Annotated in this window: 18 protein-coding genes and 3 pseudogenes; 9 read left to right on the forward strand and 12 right to left on the reverse strand. The window is 69.1% G+C overall.

Going from position 1 to position 22,087, the window contains the following annotated elements:
* Positions 1–48: 48 nt before the first annotated feature.
* Complete coding sequence (locus OG870_RS02455; RefSeq protein ID WP_327690558.1) at positions 49–1,515, reverse strand: aldehyde dehydrogenase family protein; 1,467 nt, start codon at positions 1,513–1,515, stop codon at positions 49–51.
* Positions 1,516–2,184: 669 nt separating this feature from the next.
* On the opposite strand from OG870_RS02455, the pseudogene OG870_RS02460 reads away from it, so the two are divergent.
* Positions 2,185–2,454, forward strand: a pseudogene (locus OG870_RS02460) (ANTAR domain-containing protein); the annotation flags it as partial.
* A gap of 84 nt (positions 2,455–2,538) precedes the next feature.
* Here the strand turns inward: OG870_RS02460 and OG870_RS02465 are convergent.
* The 4 genes from OG870_RS02465 to OG870_RS02480 form a co-directional block, all read right to left on the reverse strand.
* Entirely contained in the window at positions 2,539–3,345 is an 807-nt protein-coding gene (locus OG870_RS02465; protein ID WP_266524730.1) for an SDR family NAD(P)-dependent oxidoreductase, read from the reverse strand.
* Positions 3,342–4,349: an NADP-dependent oxidoreductase gene (locus OG870_RS02470; protein WP_266845298.1), complete on the reverse strand. Its 1,008-nt coding sequence runs from the start codon at positions 4,347–4,349 to the stop codon at positions 3,342–3,344. The genes OG870_RS02465 and OG870_RS02470 overlap by 4 nt, the downstream gene beginning before the upstream one ends.
* Before the next feature lie 206 nt (positions 4,350–4,555).
* Complete coding sequence (gene glpK, locus OG870_RS02475; protein WP_266592727.1) at positions 4,556–6,070, reverse strand: glycerol kinase GlpK; 1,515 nt, start codon at positions 6,068–6,070, stop codon at positions 4,556–4,558.
* A gap of 41 nt (positions 6,071–6,111) precedes the next feature.
* A complete protein-coding gene (locus OG870_RS02480; protein ID WP_266524724.1) occupies positions 6,112–6,879 on the reverse strand; it encodes an IclR family transcriptional regulator in 768 nt (255 codons plus the stop codon).
* A gap of 150 nt (positions 6,880–7,029) precedes the next feature.
* Here OG870_RS02480 and OG870_RS02485 point away from each other — a divergent pair, with 150 nt between their 5' ends.
* Positions 7,030–7,458: an ATP-binding protein gene (locus OG870_RS02485; RefSeq protein ID WP_266592724.1), complete on the forward strand. Its 429-nt coding sequence runs from the start codon at positions 7,030–7,032 to the stop codon at positions 7,456–7,458.
* Between the two features lie 184 nt (positions 7,459–7,642).
* Positions 7,643–8,249 (forward strand): annotated as a pseudogene (locus OG870_RS02490) (family 65 glycosyl hydrolase); the annotation flags it as partial.
* A 38-nt stretch (positions 8,250–8,287) separates the two neighbouring features.
* Here OG870_RS02490 and OG870_RS02495 read toward each other — a convergent pair.
* Positions 8,288–8,551, reverse strand: coding sequence for an IS3 family transposase (locus tag OG870_RS02495; protein WP_405626454.1), 264 nt, complete (start codon positions 8,549–8,551; stop codon positions 8,288–8,290).
* Between the two features lie 965 nt (positions 8,552–9,516).
* On the opposite strand from OG870_RS02495, the gene OG870_RS02500 reads away from it, so the two are divergent.
* Together OG870_RS02500 and OG870_RS02505 are read left to right on the forward strand one after the other, a co-directional pair.
* Entirely contained in the window at positions 9,517–10,194 is a 678-nt protein-coding gene (locus OG870_RS02500; protein ID WP_266927469.1) for a hypothetical protein, read from the forward strand.
* Between the two features lie 44 nt (positions 10,195–10,238).
* Positions 10,239–11,603: a glycoside hydrolase family 43 protein gene (locus tag OG870_RS02505; protein WP_266593407.1), complete on the forward strand. Its 1,365-nt coding sequence runs from the start codon at positions 10,239–10,241 to the stop codon at positions 11,601–11,603.
* Positions 11,604–11,690: 87 nt separating this feature from the next.
* Here OG870_RS02505 and OG870_RS02510 read toward each other — a convergent pair.
* A pseudogene (locus tag OG870_RS02510) lies at positions 11,691–12,070 on the reverse strand (RNA-guided endonuclease TnpB family protein); the annotation flags it as partial.
* A gap of 52 nt (positions 12,071–12,122) precedes the next feature.
* Here OG870_RS02510 and OG870_RS48005 point away from each other — a divergent pair.
* Positions 12,123–12,410 (forward strand): glycosyl hydrolase family 65 protein, encoded by a 288-nt coding sequence (locus OG870_RS48005; RefSeq protein WP_354006202.1) that lies wholly within the window; start codon positions 12,123–12,125, stop codon positions 12,408–12,410.
* Between the two features lie 148 nt (positions 12,411–12,558).
* Here the strand turns inward: OG870_RS48005 and OG870_RS02515 are convergent, their stop codons facing one another.
* The 5 genes from OG870_RS02515 to OG870_RS02535 all read right to left on the reverse strand — a co-directional run bounded on the left by OG870_RS02515 (position 12,559) and on the right by OG870_RS02535 (position 18,008).
* The gene (locus OG870_RS02515; RefSeq protein ID WP_266845305.1) at positions 12,559–13,068 is read right to left on the reverse strand and encodes a universal stress protein; all 510 of its coding nucleotides are present in this window, start codon (positions 13,066–13,068) and stop codon (positions 12,559–12,561) included.
* 232 nt (positions 13,069–13,300) lie between these two features.
* A complete protein-coding gene (locus OG870_RS02520) occupies positions 13,301–14,542 on the reverse strand; it encodes an NAD(P)/FAD-dependent oxidoreductase (protein WP_266845307.1) in 1,242 nt (413 codons plus the stop codon).
* 2 nt (positions 14,543–14,544) lie between these two features.
* On the reverse strand, positions 14,545–15,666 hold the full coding sequence (gene tal, locus OG870_RS02525) for a transaldolase (protein ID WP_327690559.1): 1,122 nt from the start codon (positions 15,664–15,666) through the stop codon (positions 14,545–14,547).
* 754 nt (positions 15,667–16,420) lie between these two features.
* Positions 16,421–17,410: an NADPH:quinone reductase gene (locus OG870_RS02530; RefSeq protein WP_327690560.1), complete on the reverse strand. Its 990-nt coding sequence runs from the start codon at positions 17,408–17,410 to the stop codon at positions 16,421–16,423.
* A 19-nt stretch (positions 17,411–17,429) separates the two neighbouring features.
* Entirely contained in the window at positions 17,430–18,008 is a 579-nt protein-coding gene (locus OG870_RS02535) for a PadR family transcriptional regulator (protein WP_266593952.1), read from the reverse strand.
* A gap of 126 nt (positions 18,009–18,134) precedes the next feature.
* Between OG870_RS02535 and OG870_RS02540 the strand changes: the two genes are divergently transcribed.
* The 3 genes from OG870_RS02540 to OG870_RS02550 all read left to right on the forward strand — a co-directional run bounded on the left by OG870_RS02540 (position 18,135) and on the right by OG870_RS02550 (position 21,879).
* Positions 18,135–18,527 (forward strand): ester cyclase, encoded by a 393-nt coding sequence (locus OG870_RS02540; protein WP_266593954.1) that lies wholly within the window; start codon positions 18,135–18,137, stop codon positions 18,525–18,527.
* Between the two features lie 452 nt (positions 18,528–18,979).
* Positions 18,980–19,717 carry a dienelactone hydrolase family protein gene (locus tag OG870_RS02545; protein ID WP_266524707.1) on the forward strand — a complete coding sequence of 246 codons (738 nt, stop codon included), beginning with the start codon at positions 18,980–18,982 and terminating at the stop codon, positions 19,715–19,717.
* 539 nt (positions 19,718–20,256) lie between these two features.
* Positions 20,257–21,879, forward strand: coding sequence for an alpha/beta fold hydrolase (locus OG870_RS02550; RefSeq protein ID WP_327690561.1), 1,623 nt, complete (start codon positions 20,257–20,259; stop codon positions 21,877–21,879).
* Positions 21,880–22,087 lie beyond the last annotated feature (208 nt).

Here is a 22,087-nt window from a genome sequence, read left to right on the forward strand (position 1 = left end):
ATCGGTGGCCGTGGGCCTTGGTGCCAGGGGCGGGTGTGCCGGCTTCCGTCAGCCCTTGAACCATCCGGAGGGGGCGGGGGCGAGGTTCTGGTAGATGTGCTTGGCCTCCTGGTACTCGCGCAGCCCGGTGGGTCCCAGCTCGCGCCCGACCCCGGAGTGCCCGAAGCCACCCCACTCGGCCTGCGGCAGATAGGGGTGGAAGTCGTTGATCCACACGGTGCCGTGGCGCAGCCGCTGAGCGACCCGCTGGGCGCGGCTCGCGTCGGACGTCCACACACCGCCGGCCAGGCCGTAGCGGGTGTCATTGGCCAGCTCCACCGCTTCGTCCTCGGTGCGGAAACGCTCGACGGTGACGACGGGTCCGAAGACCTCCTCCTGGACGATCCGCATGGACCGGTCGCAGTCGGCGAACACCGTCGGCAGCAGAAAGAAGCCCTGGTTCAGGGCGGGGTCGTCGGGGCGAGTGCCGCCGGTGACGAGCCGGGCGCCCTCCTCCTGGCCGATGGCGATGTACCGTTCGACCTTCTCGCGGTGCTCGGCGGAGCTGAGCGGGCCGCTCTCGGTGCGCTCCTCCATGCCGCTGCCGAGCCGGATCGTCGCGGCTCGTCGGGCGAGGGCGTCGACGAAGCGGTCGTGCAGCACGTCCTGGACCAGAAGGCGCGAGCCGGCGGAGCAGACCTGCCCGGAGTGCAGGAAGGCGGCGTCCAGCGCGTAGTCCACCGCGGCGGCGAAGTCGGCGTCCTCGAAGACGATGTTGGGATTCTTGCCGCCCAGTTCCAGGGCGATGTTCTTCGGCCCCTCGGCGGCAGCGGCCATGATGGCCCGCCCGGTGCCGAGGCCGCCGGTGAAGGACACCAGGTCCACTTCGGGATGACCGGTCAGAGCGGCGCCTACGGTGGCTCCCGAGCCCAGCACCAGGTTGGCGACCCCGCGCGGTGCACCGGCTTCTTCGATCAGCCGCACCATGGCGATCGTGGTGAGAGGTGTGATCTCGCTGGGCTTGAGGACGAAGGTGTTGCCTGCGGCCAGCGCCGGCGCCACCTTCCAGGAGGCCTGCAGCATTGGGTAGTTCCAGGGTGCGATGAGCGCGCAGACGCCGACCGGCTGGTAGACGACACGGCTGAGGACGTCCGGGCCCACGTCCACGACCCGGCCGCCGTCCTTGCCCGCCAGCTCGGCGAAGTAGCGGAAGGCGTTCGCCACGTCCTCCACATCGATGCGGGCCTCGGTCAGGGTCTTGCCGGTGTCGAGGGTCTCCGTGCGGGCGATCTCCTCCTTGTCACGCAGCAGGAGGTCGCGCACCCGCAGCAGAACGTCGGCCCGGCGACGGGTGGGAGCGTTTGCCCAGTCCTCCTCGTCGAAGGCACGCCGGGCGGCGCGCACCGCGCGGTCCACATCGGTGGCATCGGCCTCGTCGATGACGGCGACGACGGAGGCGTCATACGGATTGATCACCTCTCGGCGCCCGCCGCCCGCCGCCTGTGTCCACTCGCCGTCGATGTACAGCTCACCCACCGCGGGGCCTCCTTCACGTCGGGCCCATGCCGGTCATTGACGGACAGCACACTGGCCTGCCCGGCGAACGGCTACCGCAAGGCTCACCGCCATCAACCCGGTCCACGATCCGCGGTGACCCGAGTGGCCCAAGCCTCGTCCGGCACGCTCGTCCGGCATGGAGGGGGCAGACCTGGCGCCCAGCAAGATCGCCGCTGCGCACGGCAAGTCGAGCCCGCCTGCTGCGCAGCGCCGCGACGCCACCAGTGGGTCCTCGTATCGCCTGCCCGAACGGGTCGGCAGGGCGGCAGGCCTGGCACTGCACTGCACCGCACCGCACCGCGAGCTCGCCCGTCGGGCGTGCGTGCCAGCGTGCTGCGAGTCCTCTCGGACCATGACGACGGGCAAGTTCCGCTTATGGGCTCTCGGGCGGGGCGGCCATCACTAAGCTGGGATGGGGCGGTCGGCGCCCGGGGCGCCACACCCGAAGCGGCGCCACACCCGAAGCACCGACGAAGGCGGTGTGGATATGGGCTCCACGGTCCGCGACCTTCTGGACAGCCTCCATACGACGGCGACCGAGGAAGAGCGCCGGGTGTGGGCGGTTGCCTGCGCGCAGGCCCTGGGCCTTGGCGGGATGGTCTTCCTGTCCCACCCCGGCTCCCGCCTGCACAGTCCCGCGCCCTGCCGATGCGCCTTCGCCAGGACATCATCAGCAGCCTCCTGCTGCTGCACACAGCGGACCGGCCACTGAACGCCAACGACCTCGCCCTCGCCCTCGCCCTCGCCCAGGCGCTCGCCGACGCCGCCACCATCGGCCTGATCCAGGCCCGCAGCATCCGTCAGCAACACGCCGTGAACGAACAACCGCACTCCGCTCTGCAGAGCCGCATCGTCATCGAACAGTCGAAGGGTGTCCTCGTGGCTCGTAGCAACATCTCCCTGGACGAGGCATTCGACGCGCTGCGAGCAAAGCAGCCCGCCCCTTGCAGCCGGGCAGTCGCGCAGCATCCCGTCACCGGCGCGAGCTGCCGCCAAGTGCTCTCAGACGAGGGCCGGCTTGCCGGGGCCGGGAACGTTGCGGAAGCGGAACGGCTCCGGTTCGCGGCCGGCCTGGATGAACCAGCACTCCCCCGTGCCGTCGCCGGTGATGATCCGCAGAATCGTCTCCGCCACGAGTTCGGCCGGGATGACCGGCAGCTCCTGTTCGGAGAGCATGTCGCGCAGGTGGTCGATGATCCGCGACTCGGCGAACCCCGGGCAGACCGCGTTGAAGCGCACGTTGTCCGGCACGAGGGCCGGCCCCAGGGAGCGTGCCAGACCCACCACCGCGTGCTTGTTGGCCGCGTACAGGGGGTCGAGCGGTACGGCCGCCAGGCCGGCCAGGGACGCGGTCGCCACGATCGATCCTCCTCCGCGGGCCCGCAGCGCAGGCAGCACGGCGTGGGTGCCGTAGACGACCCCGTCGAGGTTGGCACCCATCGCCCGGCGGTAACGCGTGGGGTCGAAGTCGTCACCGACGCCGCATCCGGTCGCCACTCCCGCGTTGAGCAACGCGATGTCGACACCGCCGTACTGCTCCTGGGCGAAGTCGACCAGCGCGCGGTTGGCGTCGAGATCGGAGACGTCACAGGCGCGGAAGCGGCCACCGGTCATGTCTGCCACCTCCCTGCCACCCTGCGCGTCGAGGTCCGCGACGACCACTCGGGCTCCCGCCTTCGCGAGGGCCAGCGCGGTGGCCCGGCCCAGTCCGCTGGCACCGCCGGTGACGATCGCCACCTTGTCCTGCAGCGCGGCCCCGTTCGTCTGTGCTCCTCGCGGGGCGGCGGCCCCGCTCTCGGCGGCGGTCACGCCAGCTCCAGCACGAGCTTGCCGACGTTCTCACCGCGAAAGAGCATCTGCAGCGTCTCGGGGAAGTCGTCCACGTCGCCTCTCACCACATGTTCCTTGACCTTGATGCGGCCGGCGCCGATCCAGTCGGCGATCTCCTGCGTGGCCTCGGCGTAGCGCTTGGCGTAGTCGAAGACGACGAGGCCCTCCATACGGGCGCGGCGTACCAGCAGGGAGAGGTAGTTGGAGGGTCCCTTGACCGGACTGGCGTTGTTGTACTGACTGATCGCACCGCAGATGACGACGCGCGCGTGCATCGCCAGCCGGGTCAGGGCTGCGTCGAGGATGTCCCCTCCGACGTTGTCGAAGTAGACGTCGATCCCGTCGGGGGCCTGCCGGCGCAGCGCCTTCTTGACGTCGTCGGCGCGGTAGTCGATCGCGGCGTCGAATCCCAGCTCGTCGGTGAGCAGCGCGCACTTCTCGGGGCCTCCGGCGATGCCCACGACCCGGCAGCCCTTGGCCTTCGCGATCTGCCCGACCATGGTGCCGACCGCGCCGGCCGCCCCCGACACCACGACGGTTTCGCCGTCCTTGAGCGCCCCGACCTCCAGCAGGCCGAAGTAGGCGGTCATGCCGGGCATGCCCAGCGCCCCCAGATACGTCGCGGGCGGCGCGAGGGCGGTGTCGATCTTCAGGGCGCCCCGGCCGTCGGAGACGACGTGTTCCTGGACGCCGAACATGCCGACCACGTGATCACCGGGCTGGAAGTCGGGATGGTTCGATGCGGTGACCTCGATGACCGACCCGGCGCGCATCACCTCGCCCATGCCCACGGGCGGCAGGTAGGAGGGGCGGTCGTCCAGCCAGCCACGCATGGCCGGGTCCAGGGAGATGACGCGTGTCCGGCCCGCGAACCGGCCCGGGCCCGGTTCCTCGGCGGGTGCGGAACAGTGCTCCCAGTCGTCCGGTTTCGCCTCACCCACAGGGCGGGCAGCCAGACGTATCTGGCGGTTGGTCGCAGGCATCGCGGCTCCTGTCGTTCGTGGCTCCCAGCGACCATACCGACCAGTTGGTACGCGAGTGGAGTGAGGTTCGCCACATGCTGGCACTCGCCCCGATCATCCGAGCCACGCCCATGAACGCCGCACCGCCCGCCATGACCGGCCGGCAGAGCCGGCGCCGACACCGTGCCGCCGCATCGAGCGTCACGTGGCCGCCGCGTCGAGTGTCGTCACGTGCGTTTGGGTGGTTGGACCCAGCCCACGGACCGCTCGACGGCGCGCTGCCAGCACTCGTACTCCCACGCTCGTCTTTCGGGATCCATGTCGGGCAGCCATTGGGCGGCCCGGTGCCAGTTCCGCCGCAGGACCGCCAGATCCGGCCAGTAGCCTGCCGCGAGGCCCGCGGCGTAGGCCGCGCCGAGCGACACCGTCTCGGCGACCATGGGCCGTACGACGGGAACGTCCAGCACGTCGGCCAGCAGCTGCATGAGCAGGTTGTCGGATGTCATGCCTCCGTCGACCTTCAGCTGTTTGAGGGCCAGACCGGAGTCGGCGTTCATGGCGTCGACGACTTCCCGTGTCTGCCACCCGGTGGCCTCCAACGCGGCTCGGGCCAGGTGGCCCTTGGTGATGTACGAGGTGAGGCCGACGATCACACCGCGGGCGTCGCTGCGCCAGTGGGGGGCGAAGAGGCCGGAGAACGCGGGGACGATGTAGCAGCCGCCGTTGTCCTCGACGGTGCGGGCCAGGGTTTCGATCTCGGGTGCGCTGTGGATCAGGCCCAGCCGGTCGCGGAACCACTGGACCAGCGAGCCGGTGACCGCGATCGGGCCTTCGAGGGCGTAGACCGGCGGCTGGTCCGCGATCTTGTACGCGACGGTGGTGAGGAGTCCGTGGCGGGATCGCACCATGTCGGGACCGGTGTTCATCAGCAGGAAGCTGCCGGTCCCGTAGGTGCATTTCGCCTCTCCGGGCGAGAAGCAGGTCTGTCCGAACAGGGCCGCCTGCTGGTCCCCGAGGGCGGCCGTGATGCGGACGCCGGGGAGCACCGTGCGAGCTTCCCCGTAGCTCTCGGCGGAGGAACGGATCTCCGGCAGCATCGGGCGTGGTACGCCGAAGAACTCCATCAGCTCACGGTCCCAGGTCAGCGTCCGGATGTTGATCAGCATGGTGCGGCTGGCGTTGGTGACGTCGGTGATGTGCAGGCCGCCCTCCGTGCCGCCGGTGAGGTTCCAGACCAGCCAGCTCTCCATGGTGCCGAACAGCACGTCGCCGTCCTGGGCACGCTTGTCCAACCCGTCGACATGGTCGAACAGCCAACGGATGCGGGGCGCGGAGAAATAGGTCGACGGCGGAAGACCGCAGCGGTCGAGGAAGAAGTCGTCCCCGGGCTGCTGCCTCAGCTCGTCGACGAGCTCAGCCGTGCGCGTGTCCTGCCAGACGATCGCCCTGCCCAGCGGGACACCGGTCCGCCGGTCCCAGAGCACCGTCGTCTCCCGCTGGTTGGCGATCCCCACGGCGGCGATCTGTCCGGCGTCTATGCCGGCGTTGGACAGCGCCTCGGGCACCACGCGCTGCAGGTTGCGCCAGATCTCGACCGCGTCGTGCTCGACCCAGCCGGGGCGGGGGAAATGCTGCTGATGTTCCCGCTGGGCGACCGACACCAACCGCCCGCCGTGGTCGAACAGGATGCACCGAGTGGACGTGGTGCCCTGGTCGATGGACATCACATACCGTTCAACCATGATCGGGCCTGCCTTCCGATGCGTCGCGAAGGTACGGGGACCTACCAGCGTCCCGCGCCCAGGTCTCTGGAAATCGCACGGGCGGCCTCCCGGAGCAAGGTGATCGGGGTCGGCCGCGGACGGCCCCTGGTGTCGCAGAGCCGCTCCAACGGGCCGGATACGCCGATCGCACCCACCACCAGGCCGCCGTGCCCCCGGATGGGCATGGCGATACCGGCCTCGCCCATGCTCATTTCCTGCACCTCGGCGCCCCAGCCCAGCTCCCGGATCTCGCCGAGCGCCCGGTTGAGGGCCTCCGGGAAGACCAGGGTGTGCCGGGTGTACGCCTCCAGTCCCGCCTCCAGCAACGGATCGACGGGCGCCGCCCCGAAGGCCAGGAGAACCTTGCCGAGGGAAGACGCGTGCAGCGGCAGGAGCGCGCCCACGTCCAGGGTCTGGAGGGTGTCGTCCGGCCGGAAGACGTGGTGCACGATGAGCACCTTGCCCTCCAGGGGCGTGCCCAGGCGGACGGCCTCTCCGCTGCGGGCGGCCAGGGCGTCGGCCCAATTCAGGGAGCGCGACCGCAGTTCGTTCACGTCGAGGTAGCTCGTGCCGAGGTGCAGCAGCGCCGCCCCGAGCTGGTATTTTCCGGTCGCCTCGTCCTGTTCCACGAAGTCCACGTGTTGCAGGGTGCGCAGAATGCCGTGCACGGTGCCCTTGGCCAGCCCGAGCGACGACGCCACTTCGCCCAGTCCGAGCCGTCGGGGACCGCCGGCCAGCAGGCGCAGGATCGCCGCCGCCCGTTCTATGGACTGGACTGGCCCGGCCATACGGCGATCGTAGCCGCGTTTGCCTCCGTCGGGGACTGCCGTTCGGTAATGCCGACCGATGTTCATTGACCGATCGCACATCCCTCCATAGCGTCACATGACGCCCGGCCTCCAGCCGGCAGCAGCACCTTCCTCGGAGGAGATCGGCACATGACTGCAGCGCCGCCCAGCGCCGCGCTTCGCTGGGAAGTCGAACACGTCTTTCCGCTCCAGCACGCCGCCAGGGCCGTCTCGGCTGTGCGCCAGCGCGTAGCCGCAGTCCTCAACGGCTGGAACCTGTCCGCCGAGGGCACCGACGACGTCCTCCTGGTGGTCTCGGAGCTGCTCACGAACGCGGTCGTCCATGCCCTGCCCCCGGCGACGTTGCGCGTGTCGCGGGCCGCGGCCGACGGATGCCGTGCCGTCCGCGTCGAAGTGAACGACACCGGCCCCGTAGCACCGGCCGGGCCGTCCACGTCCATGTCCGACCCGGATGAGCACGGGCGGGGCCTCGACATCGTCACCGCCCTGTCCGCCCGATGCGGAGTCCAGGTGCACTCCGGCGGAACCTGCCGTTGGGCAGAGGTGCCCGTGGGTTGAGGGCAGAGAGACTACCTGGGTGATGCCGCCTACGACGCCCTCACCGACGACTGGTTCGCGGCCGCGCTCGCCGAACCGGGCAAGCCGGTCAACGGCCTTTCTCACCCCTGCGCCGGATCCGGCCGCGTGCGGGGCGGCGGGCGCGCGCTCCAGAGGGCGGGCCGGGATACCCTGTGTATTCCGCGGCGTCACCGGGCCTGACGAGTACAGCGCGATCGCCGACGACAACGCCTACACCAATGTGATGGCCCAGCAGAATCTGCCCGCGGCCGCCGACCCAGCCGAGCGCCACCCCGACCTGGCCGCCTCGCTCGGCGTGGACGACGAGGAGACCGCGGCCTGGCGCGATGCCGCCCGACGGATCGTGTTGCCGTTCAACAAGGAGCTCGGCGTGCACGAGCAGTCCGCGGGCTTCACCTCCCACCAGGTGTGGGACTTCGCCGGCGGACCGCTACGCGCTGCTGCTGCGTTTCCCGTATTTCGACCTGTACCGCAAACAGGTGATCAAACAGGCCGACCTGGTCCTGGCCATGCACTTGCGCGGCGACGCGTTCACCAGGGAGGAGAAAGACCGCAACTTCACCTACTACGTACCGCTCACGGTCCGGGACTCCTCGCTGTCCGCCGGCAGTCAAGCCGTGATGGCCGCCGAGGTCGGCCAGCTGCGCCTGGCCTACGACTACCTCGGCGAGGCCGCGATGATGGATCTGGCCAACCTGGAGCGCAACACGCGCGACGGCCTGCATATCGCCTCACTGGCCGGGACCTGGACCGCGCTCGTAGCAGGATTTGAGGTTCCCCCGCTGCGCGGGAGTGACTGACTAGCGGGTCAGGGCGGGTTGAGTGTTTTCAGGTTCACTGGTTCGGCCGCTGCCTGGTCGGCGTAGTGCTTCTCTTCGAACTCGATGGGACTGAGGTAGCCGAGCCGCTTTTGGATGCGGCGGGGGTTATGGAAGCCGTCGATGTACTCGAAGAGCGCGAGATTCGCCTCGGCCCTGGTGTCGAAGGTCCGTCCGCGGATGCACTCGGTCTTGACCAGCATCCACAGGCTCTCCGCCAGGGCATTGTCGAAGGAGTCGCCGACCGAGCCCATGCACGCTTGAACTCCTGCTCTGAGCAGGCGTGTTGTGAGCTTGATAGACGTGTATTGCCGTGCCGTGATCGGCATGGTGGACGAGTTCGCCGGGGGTGACCTCGCGGCTGGCCGGCGCGTACTCGAGGGAAGTGAGGACCAGGGCGGCGTCCGCGCGGGCGGAGGTCTTCCAGGCCATCTTCGGCATGAACGGGTCGATCGCCTTCGGCCGACTCACCGGACCGCTCGTGGGACGACCCGCGTCCCTCATTCGTGCGTACCGGCGCACGGTCTTCGGATCGACCCCCGCCGGCGCAGCCGCCGAATGCGCTCACTCGGTGGCGTCGAGAGCCTCGAAGCTTTCCATGATCTCCCTGTCAGACTTCTTCACGATCCCTCCGGAGGATGAGTTGGTTCGCTGCCAGGCAGCACCGAGCCAACCCCCGGAGGGATCACCTGTTCGGAATTGACACGAATGGGTCCACGAAAAGGAGAACAACTGTCCGCAGCAGGACCTGACTTGTTCGCCTACAAGGATCTTGCGCTGTCCGCTCTCAACTCCTACGATCTACGCCGTCCGAAGGCTCGGTCCATGTTCGCAGTGTCGAACACGTCCCGGCCGAAGCGGCTTGCGCATGGCACACATGCCAGGCATGACAGCACCCGCATCATCCGTACCAGTAAGGCTCTCCCCCACACGCCAAGTGCCGGACTTGGAAGGGCGCACCTGGCATTCGTGCGGCGAACCCCGATCGCCTCCTGGAGCTTCGTGTGACGTCATCCGCACCATGCCCGCGCCCGCGCCTGTGCCGCGCGGCCGTGGTCCTCGTGTTAGGCCTGGCGCGGCTGGCCCGTCGTCCAACTCGTAGGCGGTGCCTGGGGCACGTCGTATCCCAGCCCCGTCCTGCCGCCCCCCACCCCGTCAGGTCACCCCACTGGCCGGCGTCGACACCTTCGACGGAACGACCGTGAAACCGAAGTGGGAAATGGAACCACAATCCGGACAACGGCAAGTGGTCCGTCAACAACGGCCTGGCCCTGCGCACCGCGACGTCACCAACGACCTGTACTGGGCCCGCAATACCCTCACCCACCTGATTCAGGGACCCACCTCCACCGCGACCATCCAGCTGGACTACGCGACGATGCGCGACGGCGACCGGGCCGGACTCGCCCTGCTGCGCGACTCCTCCGCGTGGATCGGCATCAAACAAGACGGCGGCACAACACGGCTAGTGATGGTCAACGGCTTGACCATGGACAGCAACTGGAACACCACCGGCACCGAAGTCGCAAGCGCCAACGTCACGGGTGGTCGCATCCGGCTGCGCGCGGCCGCCGACATCCGCCCCGGCGCCTCCCGTCCGGGAACCTTCTCCCACAGCACCGACGGCACCAACTTCACCCGCCTGGGGCCCGCGTTCACCATGGGCAACACCTGGCAGTTCTTCATGGGCTACCGCTTCGCCCTTACCAACTACGCCACGCAGACACTCGGCGGCTCCGTCGGCATCGCACGGTTCGCACTGACCACACCCCGAGCACAGCAACGTCCCTCCCCCGCATCTGACCAGCTGCTCAGTCCCCGACCCGCAACACCAGGAAGGACCACACCATGGCCAGTACCGCCGTCCACAGGCCAACGGCTCACCCGACCGCAGTGAGATCACCCGCCACCGGTACGAGACTCGCCCGGGCAATCTGGGGGCTGATCCTCATATTGGCGTTCGCCGTCCTTCCCGCCGCGGTGCATCCCACGGCGGCCAGGGCCGACAACCCGATCGTGCAGCACGTCTACACCGCCGACCCGGCCCCGCTGGTGTACAACGGACGGGTCTACCTCTACACCGGGCACGACGAGGACGGCTCCACCTCCTTCGTGATGAAGGACTGGCGGGTGTGGTCCTCCGCCGACATGGTCAACTGGACCGACCACGGCTCACCGCTCAGCCTGGACACCTTCAGCTGGGCGGGCGCCAACGCGTGGGCGGGCCAGGCCGTCGAACGGGGCGGCAAGTTCTACTGGTACGTGCCGGTGTCGGTCCGGGCGACCGGCCAGTTCGCCATCGGCGTGGCGGTGGCGGACAGCCCCACCGGCCCGTTCCGGGACGCCCTCGGCCATCCGCTGGTGGAGAACAGTGAGATCGACCCGACCGTCTTCATCGACGACGACGGTCAGGCCTACCTGTACTGGGGCAACCCCAACCTGTGGTACGTCAAGCTGAACGCCGACATGACGTCCTATTCAGGCAGCCCCACCAGGATCCCGCTCACCACCGCGGGATTCGGCACCCGCACCGACAACCCCGACCGTCCCACGCTGTACGAAGAAGGACCCTGGGTCTACAAACGGGGCGGTCTGTACTACATCGTGTATGCGGCCAAGTGCTGCCAGGAGTTCATCGCCTACTCCACGGCACCCAGCCCGACCGGGCCGTGGACCTACCGGGGAACCGTCATGCCCGCCCAGGGCGGCAGCTTCACCAACCACCCGGGGATCGTGGACTTCAAGGGCAACTCGTACTTCTTCTATCACAACGGCGCGCTCGCGGGCGGCGGCGGCTTCACCCGCTCGGTCGCGGTGGAGAAGTTCTCCTACAACCCTGACGGAACGATCCCGACGATCAACATGACGAGCACGGGTGCTCCGCAGGCCGGCCCGCTCGATCCGTACGTACGCCAGGAGGCCGAGACGATCGCCTGGGGTTCCGGGATTGAGACCGAATGGACCAGTGACGGCGGAATGGACGTTGGCTGGATCGAAAACGGCGACTACACCAAGGTCAAGGGAGTGGCCTTCGGGGCCGGCGCCTCCTCCCTCGCCGCACGCGTCGCCTCGGCCACCAGCGGCGGCACCCTCGAAGTGCGCCTGGACAGTCCGAGCGGGTCGATCGTGGGCCGGTGCGGTGTGCCGAACACCGGTGGCTGGCAGGCCTGGACCACGGTGACCTGCCCAGTGAGCGGCGTGACGGGAACCCATGACCTCTACCTGACGTTCAGCGGCGGCAGCGGCTACTTGTTCAATGTCAACTGGTGGCAGTTCACCCGCGCCGCCGTAACCGCACAGCGTTGACTTGCTCCTCGGGCTGAAGCCCGAGGATTCTGGCCTTCCTGTCCGAAGACCGTGCCGCGTAGCGGCACGGTCTTCGGACAGGAAGCCGTGGCTACGTGCTTCGTCGCGCTGTGCCGGGACGAGTCCTGGTCTGACCTGAGCTCCACAGGCTGTCACCGCCAGTCCGGCGGCCGTTTTCACGTTCTTCGCGGCGTTGTGGTCCCGGTCGTGGACCGCACCGCAGGCGGCACAGGTCCATTCCCGGATATGCAGGGGCTTGGCGCCGTCCTTGGCCCCACACTCCGAGCAGACCTGGCTGGTCGGAGTGAACCGGCCGATCCTGACCACGGTCCGGCCGTACCTGCCGCTTTGTAATCCAGCATGTGCACGAACTGCGCCCAGCCCGCGTCATGCACACCTTTCACCAGTCTGGTGCGCGCCAGTCCGTTGACCGCCAGGTCCTCCACACCGATCGCTTGGTTGTCGCGGTGAGGTTCCCCCGAGACGCGGGGAAAAGTGACAGCAGGTCAGATGGGTCTCATGAGAGGAGCCCTGTCCTTCGCCCCGCGACTGCCCGAGCACATCAGTCGGGTGGCTTTCGCCATGCAGGTCCGCCAGCGTTGCGTGCGCGTGGACATCTCCCACCAGCAGGCCAGATACACCTTGCTGGCGGGCATGGAGCTTGGGATCCACCACCATGGCAGCCCGTTGAAGGTGACCAAGGACGTCCCCTGCAGCGGGCCGCTACCCGCTGTCCCCGATCTGCCGGAGCCACAGCAGCCCCCCGGCCGTGGTCCGGCTCACCGCAGATGGGCGGATCGCGACTGAGTCCACATCCGAGCAGCCTCATAGCCAGGGCATCCGTGACAGCGCCCGGAGCAAGGGAGTCACCTGCGCTCCTCCCAGAACCCCGAGATCTCCACGGAGTTCGTCGCACCCGCACCCGCCGCAGCCAGGCGGCGGACTGTGGACGTGGTCATTTCGTTGACACATCGGGAGGGGCGCCGCGAGAGTCTGCCGGTACGACAACGACGGGCAGGTGAGCGTGGTGCACGACCTCGGTGCTGGTCGATCCGAGGGGGAGGCGCCCCCAAGCGCCCGAACCGCGGGTGCCGACCACCAGCAGAGAGGCGTCCTTGCTCGCGTCCAGCAGAACCTGTGCCGGGCGGCCCGCCTCGGCGAGGATCTCCACCTCCACGTGGGGCCCGCCGAGCTGCTGCCGTAGTTCGTGGACCGTGTCGGTCACCGCCTGCCGGGCGACATCGTGGAGCTGTTCGTACAGGCCGCCGTCGCCCTCCGGCACCGCCATCCATCCGTAGCCCGTGTAACGAGCAGGGGTGTAGTCGTAGGCACAGACCGCCCGCAGACCGGTGCCGCGCAGCTGTGCCTCGCGCAGAGCGAAGAGCACGGCGTGCCGGGCGTGCGGGGAGCCGTCCGTGCCGACCACGATCGGACCAGCGGGAGCGGGCACGGCACTGTCGTTCATCGGGAATCCTCCATGGGCAGGCGGAGCGCTGTCAGGCCCGTGAGAGGGGCAGCCGGACCTGCTCTCGGGGGTGTTGTGAAGTTGCGGATTGCGCGGTCCGGAGCCACTGCTCGTCGATGGCTCTCTATTCAACGGGCTCACGATCGGCACCAAGCAAGATCGACGTCCTCCGGACGGGCACCACCACCCCGATTTTCCCGGCCTCGGGCGGGACCGGAAGGGCCCGGGACGACTATTCAGCGTTGTGCAGGAGCGATTCGATGGGCACCTGTGGGTCGGCGAGTTTGCTGGTGTCAACCTGTTGGCCGGAACGTACGAGGGCCTGGATCGGTTCGGTGACGTCCCAGATATTGACATTCATGCCCGCCAGCACCCGGCCGCGTGCGAGCCAGAACGCGACGAACTCACGTGCGTCGACATCGCCGCGGAAGACGACCTGGTCGTATCCGCCGGGCTCGGCGTATCCGGCGTACTCCATGCCCAGGTCGTACTGGTCGGAGAAGAAGTACGGCACCCGGCCGTAGGCCGCTTCACGGCCGAGCATCGCCTTGGCGGCAGTCTCTGGCTGGTGCAGCGCGTTGGCCCAGTGCTCCACGCGGATGCGCCGGTCCAGCAGGGGGTGGAAGGCGTTGGCGACGTCGCCCGCGGCAAAGATGCCGGGCACGGAGGCGCGCAGCCGCTCGTCGGTGAGAATGCCGTTGTCGACCTTAAGGCCCGCGGCCTGGGCGAGGCCGATGTTGGGCATGATGCCGATGCCGACGATGACCGCGTCCGCGTCGATGCGGGTGCCGTCGGACAGCAGCACGCCGTCGACGGTACCCGCGCTGCCGGTGAGCTCGGTGACCTGCACTCCGAAACGCAGGTCCACCCCGTGGTCACGGTGCAGGTCCGTGAAGACCTGGGCGACCTCGCGGCCAAGAACATGCAGCAACGGCAGCTCGGCCCTCTCCAGCACGGTGACCTCCACACCGGCGGCGCGGGCCGCGGCAGCACTCTCAAGGCCGATCCAGCCCGCCCCGACGACCGCCACCCGTGAGGCGGAGGAGAAGGCCTCCTTGATCCGGTCGCTGTCCTGGACCGTGCGTAGGTACAGCACCCCGTCCAGTTCCGCGCCCGGCACCGACAGGCGGCGCGGCGCGGAGCCCGTGGCCAGCAACAGCTCGGCGTACCCGAGGCGGCTGCCGTCCGCGAGCGTCACCTCGTGCGGCGCTGGGTCGAGCGCGGTGACCGCCGTGCCCAGGCGCAGGTCGATGTCGTGCTCGGCGTACCACTGGGGCGGGTGGACGTAGATCTGCTCCCGGGCGTCCTCGCCCATCAGATAGCCCTTCGACAGCGGCGGCCGCTCGTAGGGCCGCTCGCTCTCCTCGCCGATCAGGATCAACGTGCCGTCGAATCCCTCCTCGCGCAGCGCCTGCGCGGCCTTGGCCCCGGCCAGACTGGCTCCGACGATCACATACGCGCTGTTGTCAGTCATGATCAGCCCCCGGTCCGCGCCGGGCGCACGATGCTGAGAGTTTCGGCGAGCTGCCGGGAGAGCTGCTCCCAACTGGCGTCGAACTTCGACACGCCCTCGTCCTCAAGGGTCTGCACGAGGTCGACGTAATCCACGCCGACTGCCCGCAACTCACGGAATACCCGCTCAGCGTCGTCGAAGTGGCCGCGTACCGAGTCGGCCGGCACCTCGCCGTGGTCGGCGACCGCGCGCAAGGTGCCCTCGGGCATGGTGTTCACCACGCCGGGCGCGACCAGTTCGGTCACGTACCGCGTGTCGGGGTAGCTGGGATCCTTGACGGACGTCGAAGCCCACAGCGGACGCTGCGGGTGGGCCCCCACCTTCTCCAGAGCCTGCCAGCGGTGCGAGGAGATCACCCGCTCGTAGTGCTGGTACGCCAGCCGCGCGTTGGCGATCGCCACCCGGCCGCGCAGCCCGGCCGCCTGTGCGGTGCCGGTCTTGTCCAGGCGTGCGTCTGCCTCGGCGTCGACACGGGAGACGAAGAACGAAGCCACCGAGCCGATCCCGGACAGCTCCCGGCCCGCATCGCGGGCGCCTTCCATCCCGTCGAGGAAGGCATCCATGACCTCGTCGTAGCGGGCCAGGGAGAAGATCAACGTGACATTGATGCTGACGCCCTCGGCCAGACACGCGGCGATCGCCGGCAGGCCCTGCCGCGCGGCCGGGATCTTCACGAACAGGTTGGGCCGGTCGACCAGCCACCACAGCGCCCGCGCCTCCGCGATCGTCGCCGCGGTGTCGTGCGCGAGCCGGGGATCGACCTCGATGGAGACGCGCCCGTCGACGCCGTCCGTCGCGTCGTAGACCGGACGCAGCACGTCGCACGCCCACCGGACGTCGGTTGCGGTCAGCGCCCGCAGCGCCTCACCGACCCCAACTCCGCGGGCCGTCAGATCACGGATCTGTTCGTCGTACGCATCGCCGCTCGTGATCGCCTTGGCGAAGATCGTCGGATTGGTGGTCACCCCCACCACCCGGTCCCGCGCGACCAGGTCCGCCAGGCTCCCGGACACCAGCCGCTCCCGGCTGAGATCGTCCAGCCAGATCGACACTCCGGCATCACTCAGTGTGTTCAAGGGATCCATGACGCTGCCGCTCCTCCCGCGCGCCGGGCGGAGCGACCAGCTCAAGTTTTCTTGCTGCTCGTCCGCGACCCGCACCAGAGCTTGCCTGTCGCTCCATCGTCCCTGGAAGGCCACTGGCCCGCAATCCGCACACCGAGCGGGGCCAACGGCGTGTCCGGCCTGCACGGTTCGTCCGCCGCCGATTACGCTCCGCATTCCTGACGTCTCGCTGTTGACCGGCTGCCTCGACGAGCACCTCGCGCAGCATGGCCGGAGTGAGTCGGCTGGTGAAGACGTCGAACTCCACCCAGCCGGCTCCGACTGCGCCGCCTGGGTCACGGCCTCGGTCCGGCCGTTCTGGAGGGCGGCAGCGCCCGGATCGTCTCCGACATCCGCGCCGACATCCGCCGGATCGAACAGGGTCCCCGTCCCACTTGGCCCGGCTCTGCAGGTGCGGCATGCCGTCTGGGGTCCTCGCGCCAGCTCACTCGGCGATGGTCCAGCGGTTCTTGCGCGGCCACCGGCAGCAGCCGAGTGCCAACTTCCGCATTCGGCGGCAAAGTGCGATTCGCGCGAACCGGCCGCTGTCCGTCCCGTCCGAATCTCGAACGCCTCCGGCCAACGGGCAGGGTGGCCGCACCTGTCTCCCACTGGTCAGGCCGGCCGGCGGCGCCGATACACAGCGGCTGCCGTACACAGCCTCAAAGTGCTGACGATGCAACTCCCGCCCCCGGACTGACCAGTTGGAGCCGGTCCGTGATACGCGCGCAGCTGGCTACGACGGGCGGGGGATGGTGAGCAGGATGCGGCCGTGGCCACCGCCGGCGTCGACGTGGTCGTGGGCCTTGGCGATGTCGTCCAGCGGGTGACGGTCGCCGACGGCGACGGTGAGGGCGCCGACGGCGGCGGCGGAGGTGAGGTCGCGGGCGGCCTGGCGCTTGGCCTCGGCGGGGAAGTCGTCGCTGCCGAGCAGCCGCAGGGTGACGTTGTTGAACAGCAGCGGCCAGAAAGGGATTTCGGTGCGGTCCGAGCGGGTGGCATAGGCGGCGATGACGGCGTTGTTGGCGGCGACGGCGTTGTCGAGATCGGCGTTGTCGGACAGCGCGACCTCGATGATCCGGTCGACGCCCCGCGGCGCGTACGAGCGAATGGCCGCGGCGGGGTCGCCGGTGTCCAGGGCGACGGCGTGGGAGACGACGGCCGGGTCGACGCGGTCGAGGTCCGCGGTGCGGCGGACGGTGGCGATCACAGTCGCGCCGGCCCAGTGGGCGAGCTGGGCGGCCAGGGAGCCGACGCCGCCGAGAACTCCGTGGACCAGGACCAGTCGGCCGTCGACCGGGCCATCGGCGAAGACGGCGCGGTGGGCGGTGATGCCGGGGATGCCGAGGCTCGCGCCCAGCTCGTCACTGAGGTGGCCGGGCAGGGGTGCGGCCTGGTGGTCGGGTACGACGGTGTACTGGGCGGCGGTGCCGAAGGGGCGGTAGGACTGGGCGCCGTATACCCAGACCCGCTGTCCGACGCGGTGGACGTCGGCTTGGGCGCCCACGGCGTCGATGACTCCGGCGCCGTCGCTGTGCGGGACCACCCGCGGGAAGGGCATGGACGAGCCGAGCCAGCCGCGCCGTTTCTTGGTGTCGCCGGGGTTGACGCCCGAGACGGTGACGCGGACGCGGACCTCGCCGGGGCCGGGGACGGGATCAGGGAGTTCGCCGACGTGCAGGACATCGGCGGCGGGTCCCTGGGCGTCGTACCAGGAAGCAAGCATGGGGTACCTCCGTGGACAGTCAGCCCGCGGGAGCGGCGGGCGCATGTGGATCGCTGTCGGTGCATGCGGTGTCGAATGCGGGCGGTTCCTCGCCGAGGGTCTCGCGCAGCCAGGTCCGTTCGGCGCGGCTGGTGGCGCGGGCGGTGAGCAGCATGCCCCGCCGGTAGGGGTCGGCGATCTCCTCGGCACGCAGGGGCCGCTCGTTGTCGTAGAAGAAGCTCGCCGGTTCTTCGAGGAACTCCAGCCGTCTGCGCAGCACCGCGTGCTGTTCGGCCACGTCGGGCAGGTGGGAGAGGAAGGCCAGGACGACGTAGAACCGGGTGAAGTCGGTGATCTCGTGGTCGGCGGGCTTGCGCAGGCGCTGAAGCATGTCGGCCCGTCCGGCCGCGGTCAGGCTGAGCACGTACCGGGCCGCCCCCGCGGCCGGGTCGGCGCGCCGCTCCATCAAGCCCGCCCTGGTCAGGCGATTGATCGCCGGATAGAGGCTGCCGTCGCTGACCGGCCGCGTATAGCCGGTCAGCTGGGAGACGCGGCGGCGCAGCTCGTGTCCAGCCAGGGGTCCCTCGGCGAGGAAGCCGAGTATCGCGAGTTCCAGCATGAGTCCATCTTCCCACGCGAACATCGAATCGATGTGAACATCGATTCGATGTTACGCTCGCGGGTACCCGCCCAAACGTCTCTGGAGAGGCACAGCACGATGCCATCGCAGTCCACCGAGTCAGTGATGAACCGTTTCGTCGAGTTCATCAACACGGGCAACGAGGATCTCGCCCGCGAGGTTATTTCTCCGGACGCGGTGTTCCACGCGCCAAGCCACCCGCAACCACTGCGGGGGCCCGATGGGTACTTGGAAGTCATCGGGATGATGCGCAGCGCCTTCCCCGACGTCCAGTGGACGCTGGAGGAGACGGTCACCGAAGGCGACACCGTGGCCGCGCGGTTCACCATGCGGGGAACCCACGACGGTGAATTCTTCGGGGTCCCGGCGAGCGGCAACAAGATCTCGGTGCAGGCCATGAACTTCTACTACCTGGCCGACGGCCGGATCGTCGGCGAACGGGGCCAGCCCGATCTCCTCGGGGTGATGCAGCAGATCGGTGCCGTACCGGCGCCGTGAACCTCGTAGCGCCGGGTGAGCCTTCTGCCGCGAGGGATTGCCGCTGCGGGGAGGGGGGCCGTATGGCGCGGTGGCAGGGGGCTGGCTTCGAACGAGTCTGTTGGCCCCACGGGAACGAGTTCTCCGGCCCCAGACAGCGATCTTCGGGCCATGATCTGAACGAGTATTTTGGCCCCACCCTCGCAGCGGATCGTGGATGCGATCCACGAGGGCGATGCCACGGGTGCGCCCGAACACTATCCGCACTGAGCGACCCGCGGCCTGGCATGCATGTGCCGGGCCGTCGGGTCCGGGAAGTCTTGGGGTGTGACCGAGGTACGCGCCAAAGGGGCAACGAGATGATCTTGAAGCCCTGAGGGCTCGGCCCCCCATTTCAGAGGGACACGCGCGCTGTTCTGCCAGCGGCAGAACAGCGGCCGGGCCGGGCTCGACGATCACTACAGTCCAGTCTCATGACGGCGATTACGACGCGTACGGTCGAGTATCCGGCGGACGGTTTGACGATGATCGGGCACCTCGCGCTCCCGGCCGGTGTCGACCGCCGGCCTGCGGTGCTGCTCGGACCAGAGGGCATGGGGCTCAGCGACATCGAGCGCCGCCGGGCCGATGCTCTCGCCGAGCTGGGATACGTAGCGCTGGCCTTCGACCTTCACGGCGGGCGCTATTTGCGCGACCCCGAGGAGATGCTGGCCCGTTGCCTGCCGCTGCTCGCTGATCCCGACCGGATGCGGGGCATTGGCCATGCAGCGCTCGACGTGTTGCGCGCCGAACCGCGAACTGACCCCGACCGGATCGCCGCCGTCGGCTACGGCACCGGGGGCGCCGTCGGGCTGGAACTCGGGCGCGACGGCGTCAACCTGCGCGCGATCGGCACAGTCAACGCACTGACCACGGGCCGACCGGGCGAGGCGGCTCGCATTCGCTGCCCGGTGTGGGCCGGGGTCGGGTCGGAAGACCCGATCATGCCGCCCGCGCAACGCAAGGCGTTCACCGCTGAGATGCAGGCCGCGGGCATCGACTGGCGCCTCGCGGTCTACGGCGGCGCCTTGCACGCCTTCCACCACCCGCCGGTCGACCACCCCGTGGTCCCCGGCGTCGGCTACCACCCACAGCACGCGCAGCGAGCCTGGCGCGACGTCGTCGACCTGCTCGCCGAGTGCCTGCCCGTGACGGAGGATCTGGGAGCATGACCCCGGCAAACAGCCTGGCGCCAGGCCTGGTCCGCGTCGTGCACTGACAGTCCCCTCCCCTCAAGTCCGCACAGCAGAACCACATTCGAGGGGATGCTCGATCACGGAGAAGCGTTCGCAACTGCCGCAGTAAATAGCGGATTTACTGCGACGGAGCCCCTGCCGTGATCGTTGCGATCTGCGGCGGTCCGTTCCGGCCGCCAGGGCGAGGTGTACGCATTTACTGCGGCTTCACTGTGCTGACCACGTGCGAAGTCGCATCAAGATCAACTCATCGCCCCTTTGGTGCGCCGGTAACTCCCGAATGGAACGGGAGTCCTTGGGCTTTCCCCTGAGCTCCGCCCCACGCCGTTACCGGCATCGCACGTCAAGGGCGGGGACGGGTCATACGGACACGGACCGGCGGCACTCCGCTGTCGGCTGCATCCGCCATCCGCCCTGTGAGCCACTCGGTGTCGCACGTCTCAGGGCTCTCAAGGCCGGATGGCGGCAGTGACATTCCCGAAGGTCGAACACCACGGCGTGAGTGAATAGGGGACATGCTCTTCGACTTCACGCACGCCCACGACGGTGAACGGCTCAGTGGTGTGTACGGCGGTGAACTGTTCGGGGCCACCACTGTGGTGTTGCACGGAGCCGGCACCAGCAGCAAGGAGCGACTGCTTCCGCTGGTGCGGGAGTTCGTGGCCCACGGCTGTCGAGGGATCGCCTTCGACTTCTCTGGGCACGGCGAAAGCAACGGGAAACTCAGCGAGTTGAGCCTGCGGCGACGGTTCGAGCAGGCCGTAGCCGTGATCGATGCGTACGCGGGGGTGGACGGGCCGCTGGTCCTGGTGGGATTCAGCATGAGCGGGCAGACGGTGGCCGATCTTGTCCGGCACTACGGGGATCGCGTGTCGGCGCTGGGGCTGTGCGCACCCGCCGTGTACACCGCCAAGGCGTGGGACGTGCCCTTCGGGGACGGGAACGGCCCGTTCAGCAGCATGATCCGGCGGCCGGACAGCTGGCGGGAGGCGTCGGCGCTCAAGGTACTGCGGACGTACGAAGGCCGGGCCGTGCTCGCCGTTCCGGGCACGGACACGGTGGTCCCGCCCGCGGTGACGGAGGCGGTACAGGACGCGCTGGCAGCGCGCGCCCAGTACACGCGGTTCGACGTTCCGGACGCGCAGCACCAGCTGGGGCTGTGGTTCCGCGATCACGGCGACGACCGGCGGGAGTTCGTGGAGGCGGTGCTGACCGGCCTCGACAACCGTGGCTGGTCAGCCACGCACGCATGGGTGGCCAAACAGCTTCCCCACGGCCGCTCGGTCGCCGACTCACGCCTCCTGTCCGGTGGTTGGAGCTCCCAGATGCGCCGACTCACGCTTGACGACGGCGCGGCCCTGGTTCAGCGGGCCTTCGTGAAGCCGTTCTTCCGCCGCCACGGGCCCGGGCTGCTGGCCCGCGAGGCGTCCGTCCTGGCGCTGCTCGCCGGGCAGGAGAGCATCCCGGCGCCCGGACTCGTCGCCGTGGACGCCACGGCCGAACACTGCGACCATCCGACCCTGTTGATGTCGGCGCTGCCGGGCCGTGTCCGCGTGGACGAGGACGACCTCGACCGGCGCCTGGACCTGCTCGCGGCCCAGCTCGTCCGCGTCCACGGCGTCGTACCGGCCGAAAAACCGCGCCCCTACCAGGCGTGGACGTCCCCAGAGCACGTCCGCACCCCGGACGGTCCCCTGTGGGAGCGGGCCGTGGACATGATCCGGCGCGACCCGCCGCCGTACGAAAGCTGCTTTCTGCACCGCGATTTCCACCCCGGGAACGTGCTTTTCACGGGAGTCGGGCCAAAGCTGCGGATCACCGGTGTCGTGGACTGGGTCGAGACCTCGTGGGGACCTCCAGATCTCGACGTTGCGCACTGCTCGACCGCGCTCGCGCTGCTGCACGGGCCCGCGTACGGGCTGGACTTCCGCGAGCGGTACGAGGCACACGGCGGCCGCGACCTCGCCGACGGCCACGACCACCTGTACTGGCGGCTGCTCGACGCCCTGCACTACTGCCCCGACGCGGCCAAGCTGGCCGGGCCGTGGCGTGAACTGGGGCGGGTCGATCTGACGTCCGAGGTGCTGGGAGAACGGTTGAAGGCGTATGTGGACGGACTGCTGCAGCGATACAGGTGACGGGGCCCTGGATCACTCGTCCGACACCGACAGCGACGCCGCGGGAGCCGAGGTCGTGGTTCTCGACCTCCGCCGGGGCTCATTGCCCGCCGGCAGAGCCGCGGTCCGGGCTGTCGTCGACTCGCTGTCGGAGCCTGTGCACCGTCCAGCCGGTGACCGCGGTGCCGTCTCCGCTACGTCGTCGCGCTACGAGCTCGTAGGAAATGGT

It is taken from the genome of Streptomyces sp. NBC_00461, from assembly GCF_036013935.1.
Taxonomy (GTDB): domain Bacteria; phylum Actinomycetota; class Actinomycetes; order Streptomycetales; family Streptomycetaceae; genus Streptomyces.

Coding starts and splice junctions, on each gene's coding strand:
- OG870_RS02470 (WP_266845298.1), bottom strand. CDS start 4,349: ATGCCTGCGACCAACCGCCAGATACGTCTGGCTGCCCGCCCTGTGGGT.
- glpK (WP_266592727.1), bottom strand. CDS start 6,070: ATGGTTGAACGGTATGTGATGTCCATCGACCAGGGCACCACGTCCACT.
- OG870_RS02480 (WP_266524724.1), bottom strand. CDS start 6,879: ATGGCCGGGCCAGTCCAGTCCATAGAACGGGCGGCGGCGATCCTGCGC.
- OG870_RS02485 (WP_266592724.1), top strand. CDS start 7,030: ATGACTGCAGCGCCGCCCAGCGCCGCGCTTCGCTGGGAAGTCGAACAC.
- OG870_RS02495 (WP_405626454.1), bottom strand. CDS start 8,551: ATGGGCTCGGTCGGCGACTCCTTCGACAATGCCCTGGCGGAGAGCCTG.
- OG870_RS02500 (WP_266927469.1), top strand. CDS start 9,517: ATGGAACCACAATCCGGACAACGGCAAGTGGTCCGTCAACAACGGCCT.
- OG870_RS48005 (WP_354006202.1), top strand. CDS start 12,123: ATGAGAGGAGCCCTGTCCTTCGCCCCGCGACTGCCCGAGCACATCAGT.
- OG870_RS02515 (WP_266845305.1), bottom strand. CDS start 13,068: ATGAACGACAGTGCCGTGCCCGCTCCCGCTGGTCCGATCGTGGTCGGC.
- OG870_RS02520 (WP_266845307.1), bottom strand. CDS start 14,542: ATGACTGACAACAGCGCGTATGTGATCGTCGGAGCCAGTCTGGCCGGG.
- tal (WP_327690559.1), bottom strand. CDS start 15,666: ATGGATCCCTTGAACACACTGAGTGATGCCGGAGTGTCGATCTGGCTG.
- OG870_RS02530 (WP_327690560.1), bottom strand. CDS start 17,410: ATGCTTGCTTCCTGGTACGACGCCCAGGGACCCGCCGCCGATGTCCTG.
- OG870_RS02535 (WP_266593952.1), bottom strand. CDS start 18,008: ATGCTGGAACTCGCGATACTCGGCTTCCTCGCCGAGGGACCCCTGGCT.
- OG870_RS02540 (WP_266593954.1), top strand. CDS start 18,135: ATGAACCGTTTCGTCGAGTTCATCAACACGGGCAACGAGGATCTCGCC.
- OG870_RS02545 (WP_266524707.1), top strand. CDS start 18,980: ATGACGGCGATTACGACGCGTACGGTCGAGTATCCGGCGGACGGTTTG.
- OG870_RS02550 (WP_327690561.1), top strand. CDS start 20,257: ATGCTCTTCGACTTCACGCACGCCCACGACGGTGAACGGCTCAGTGGT.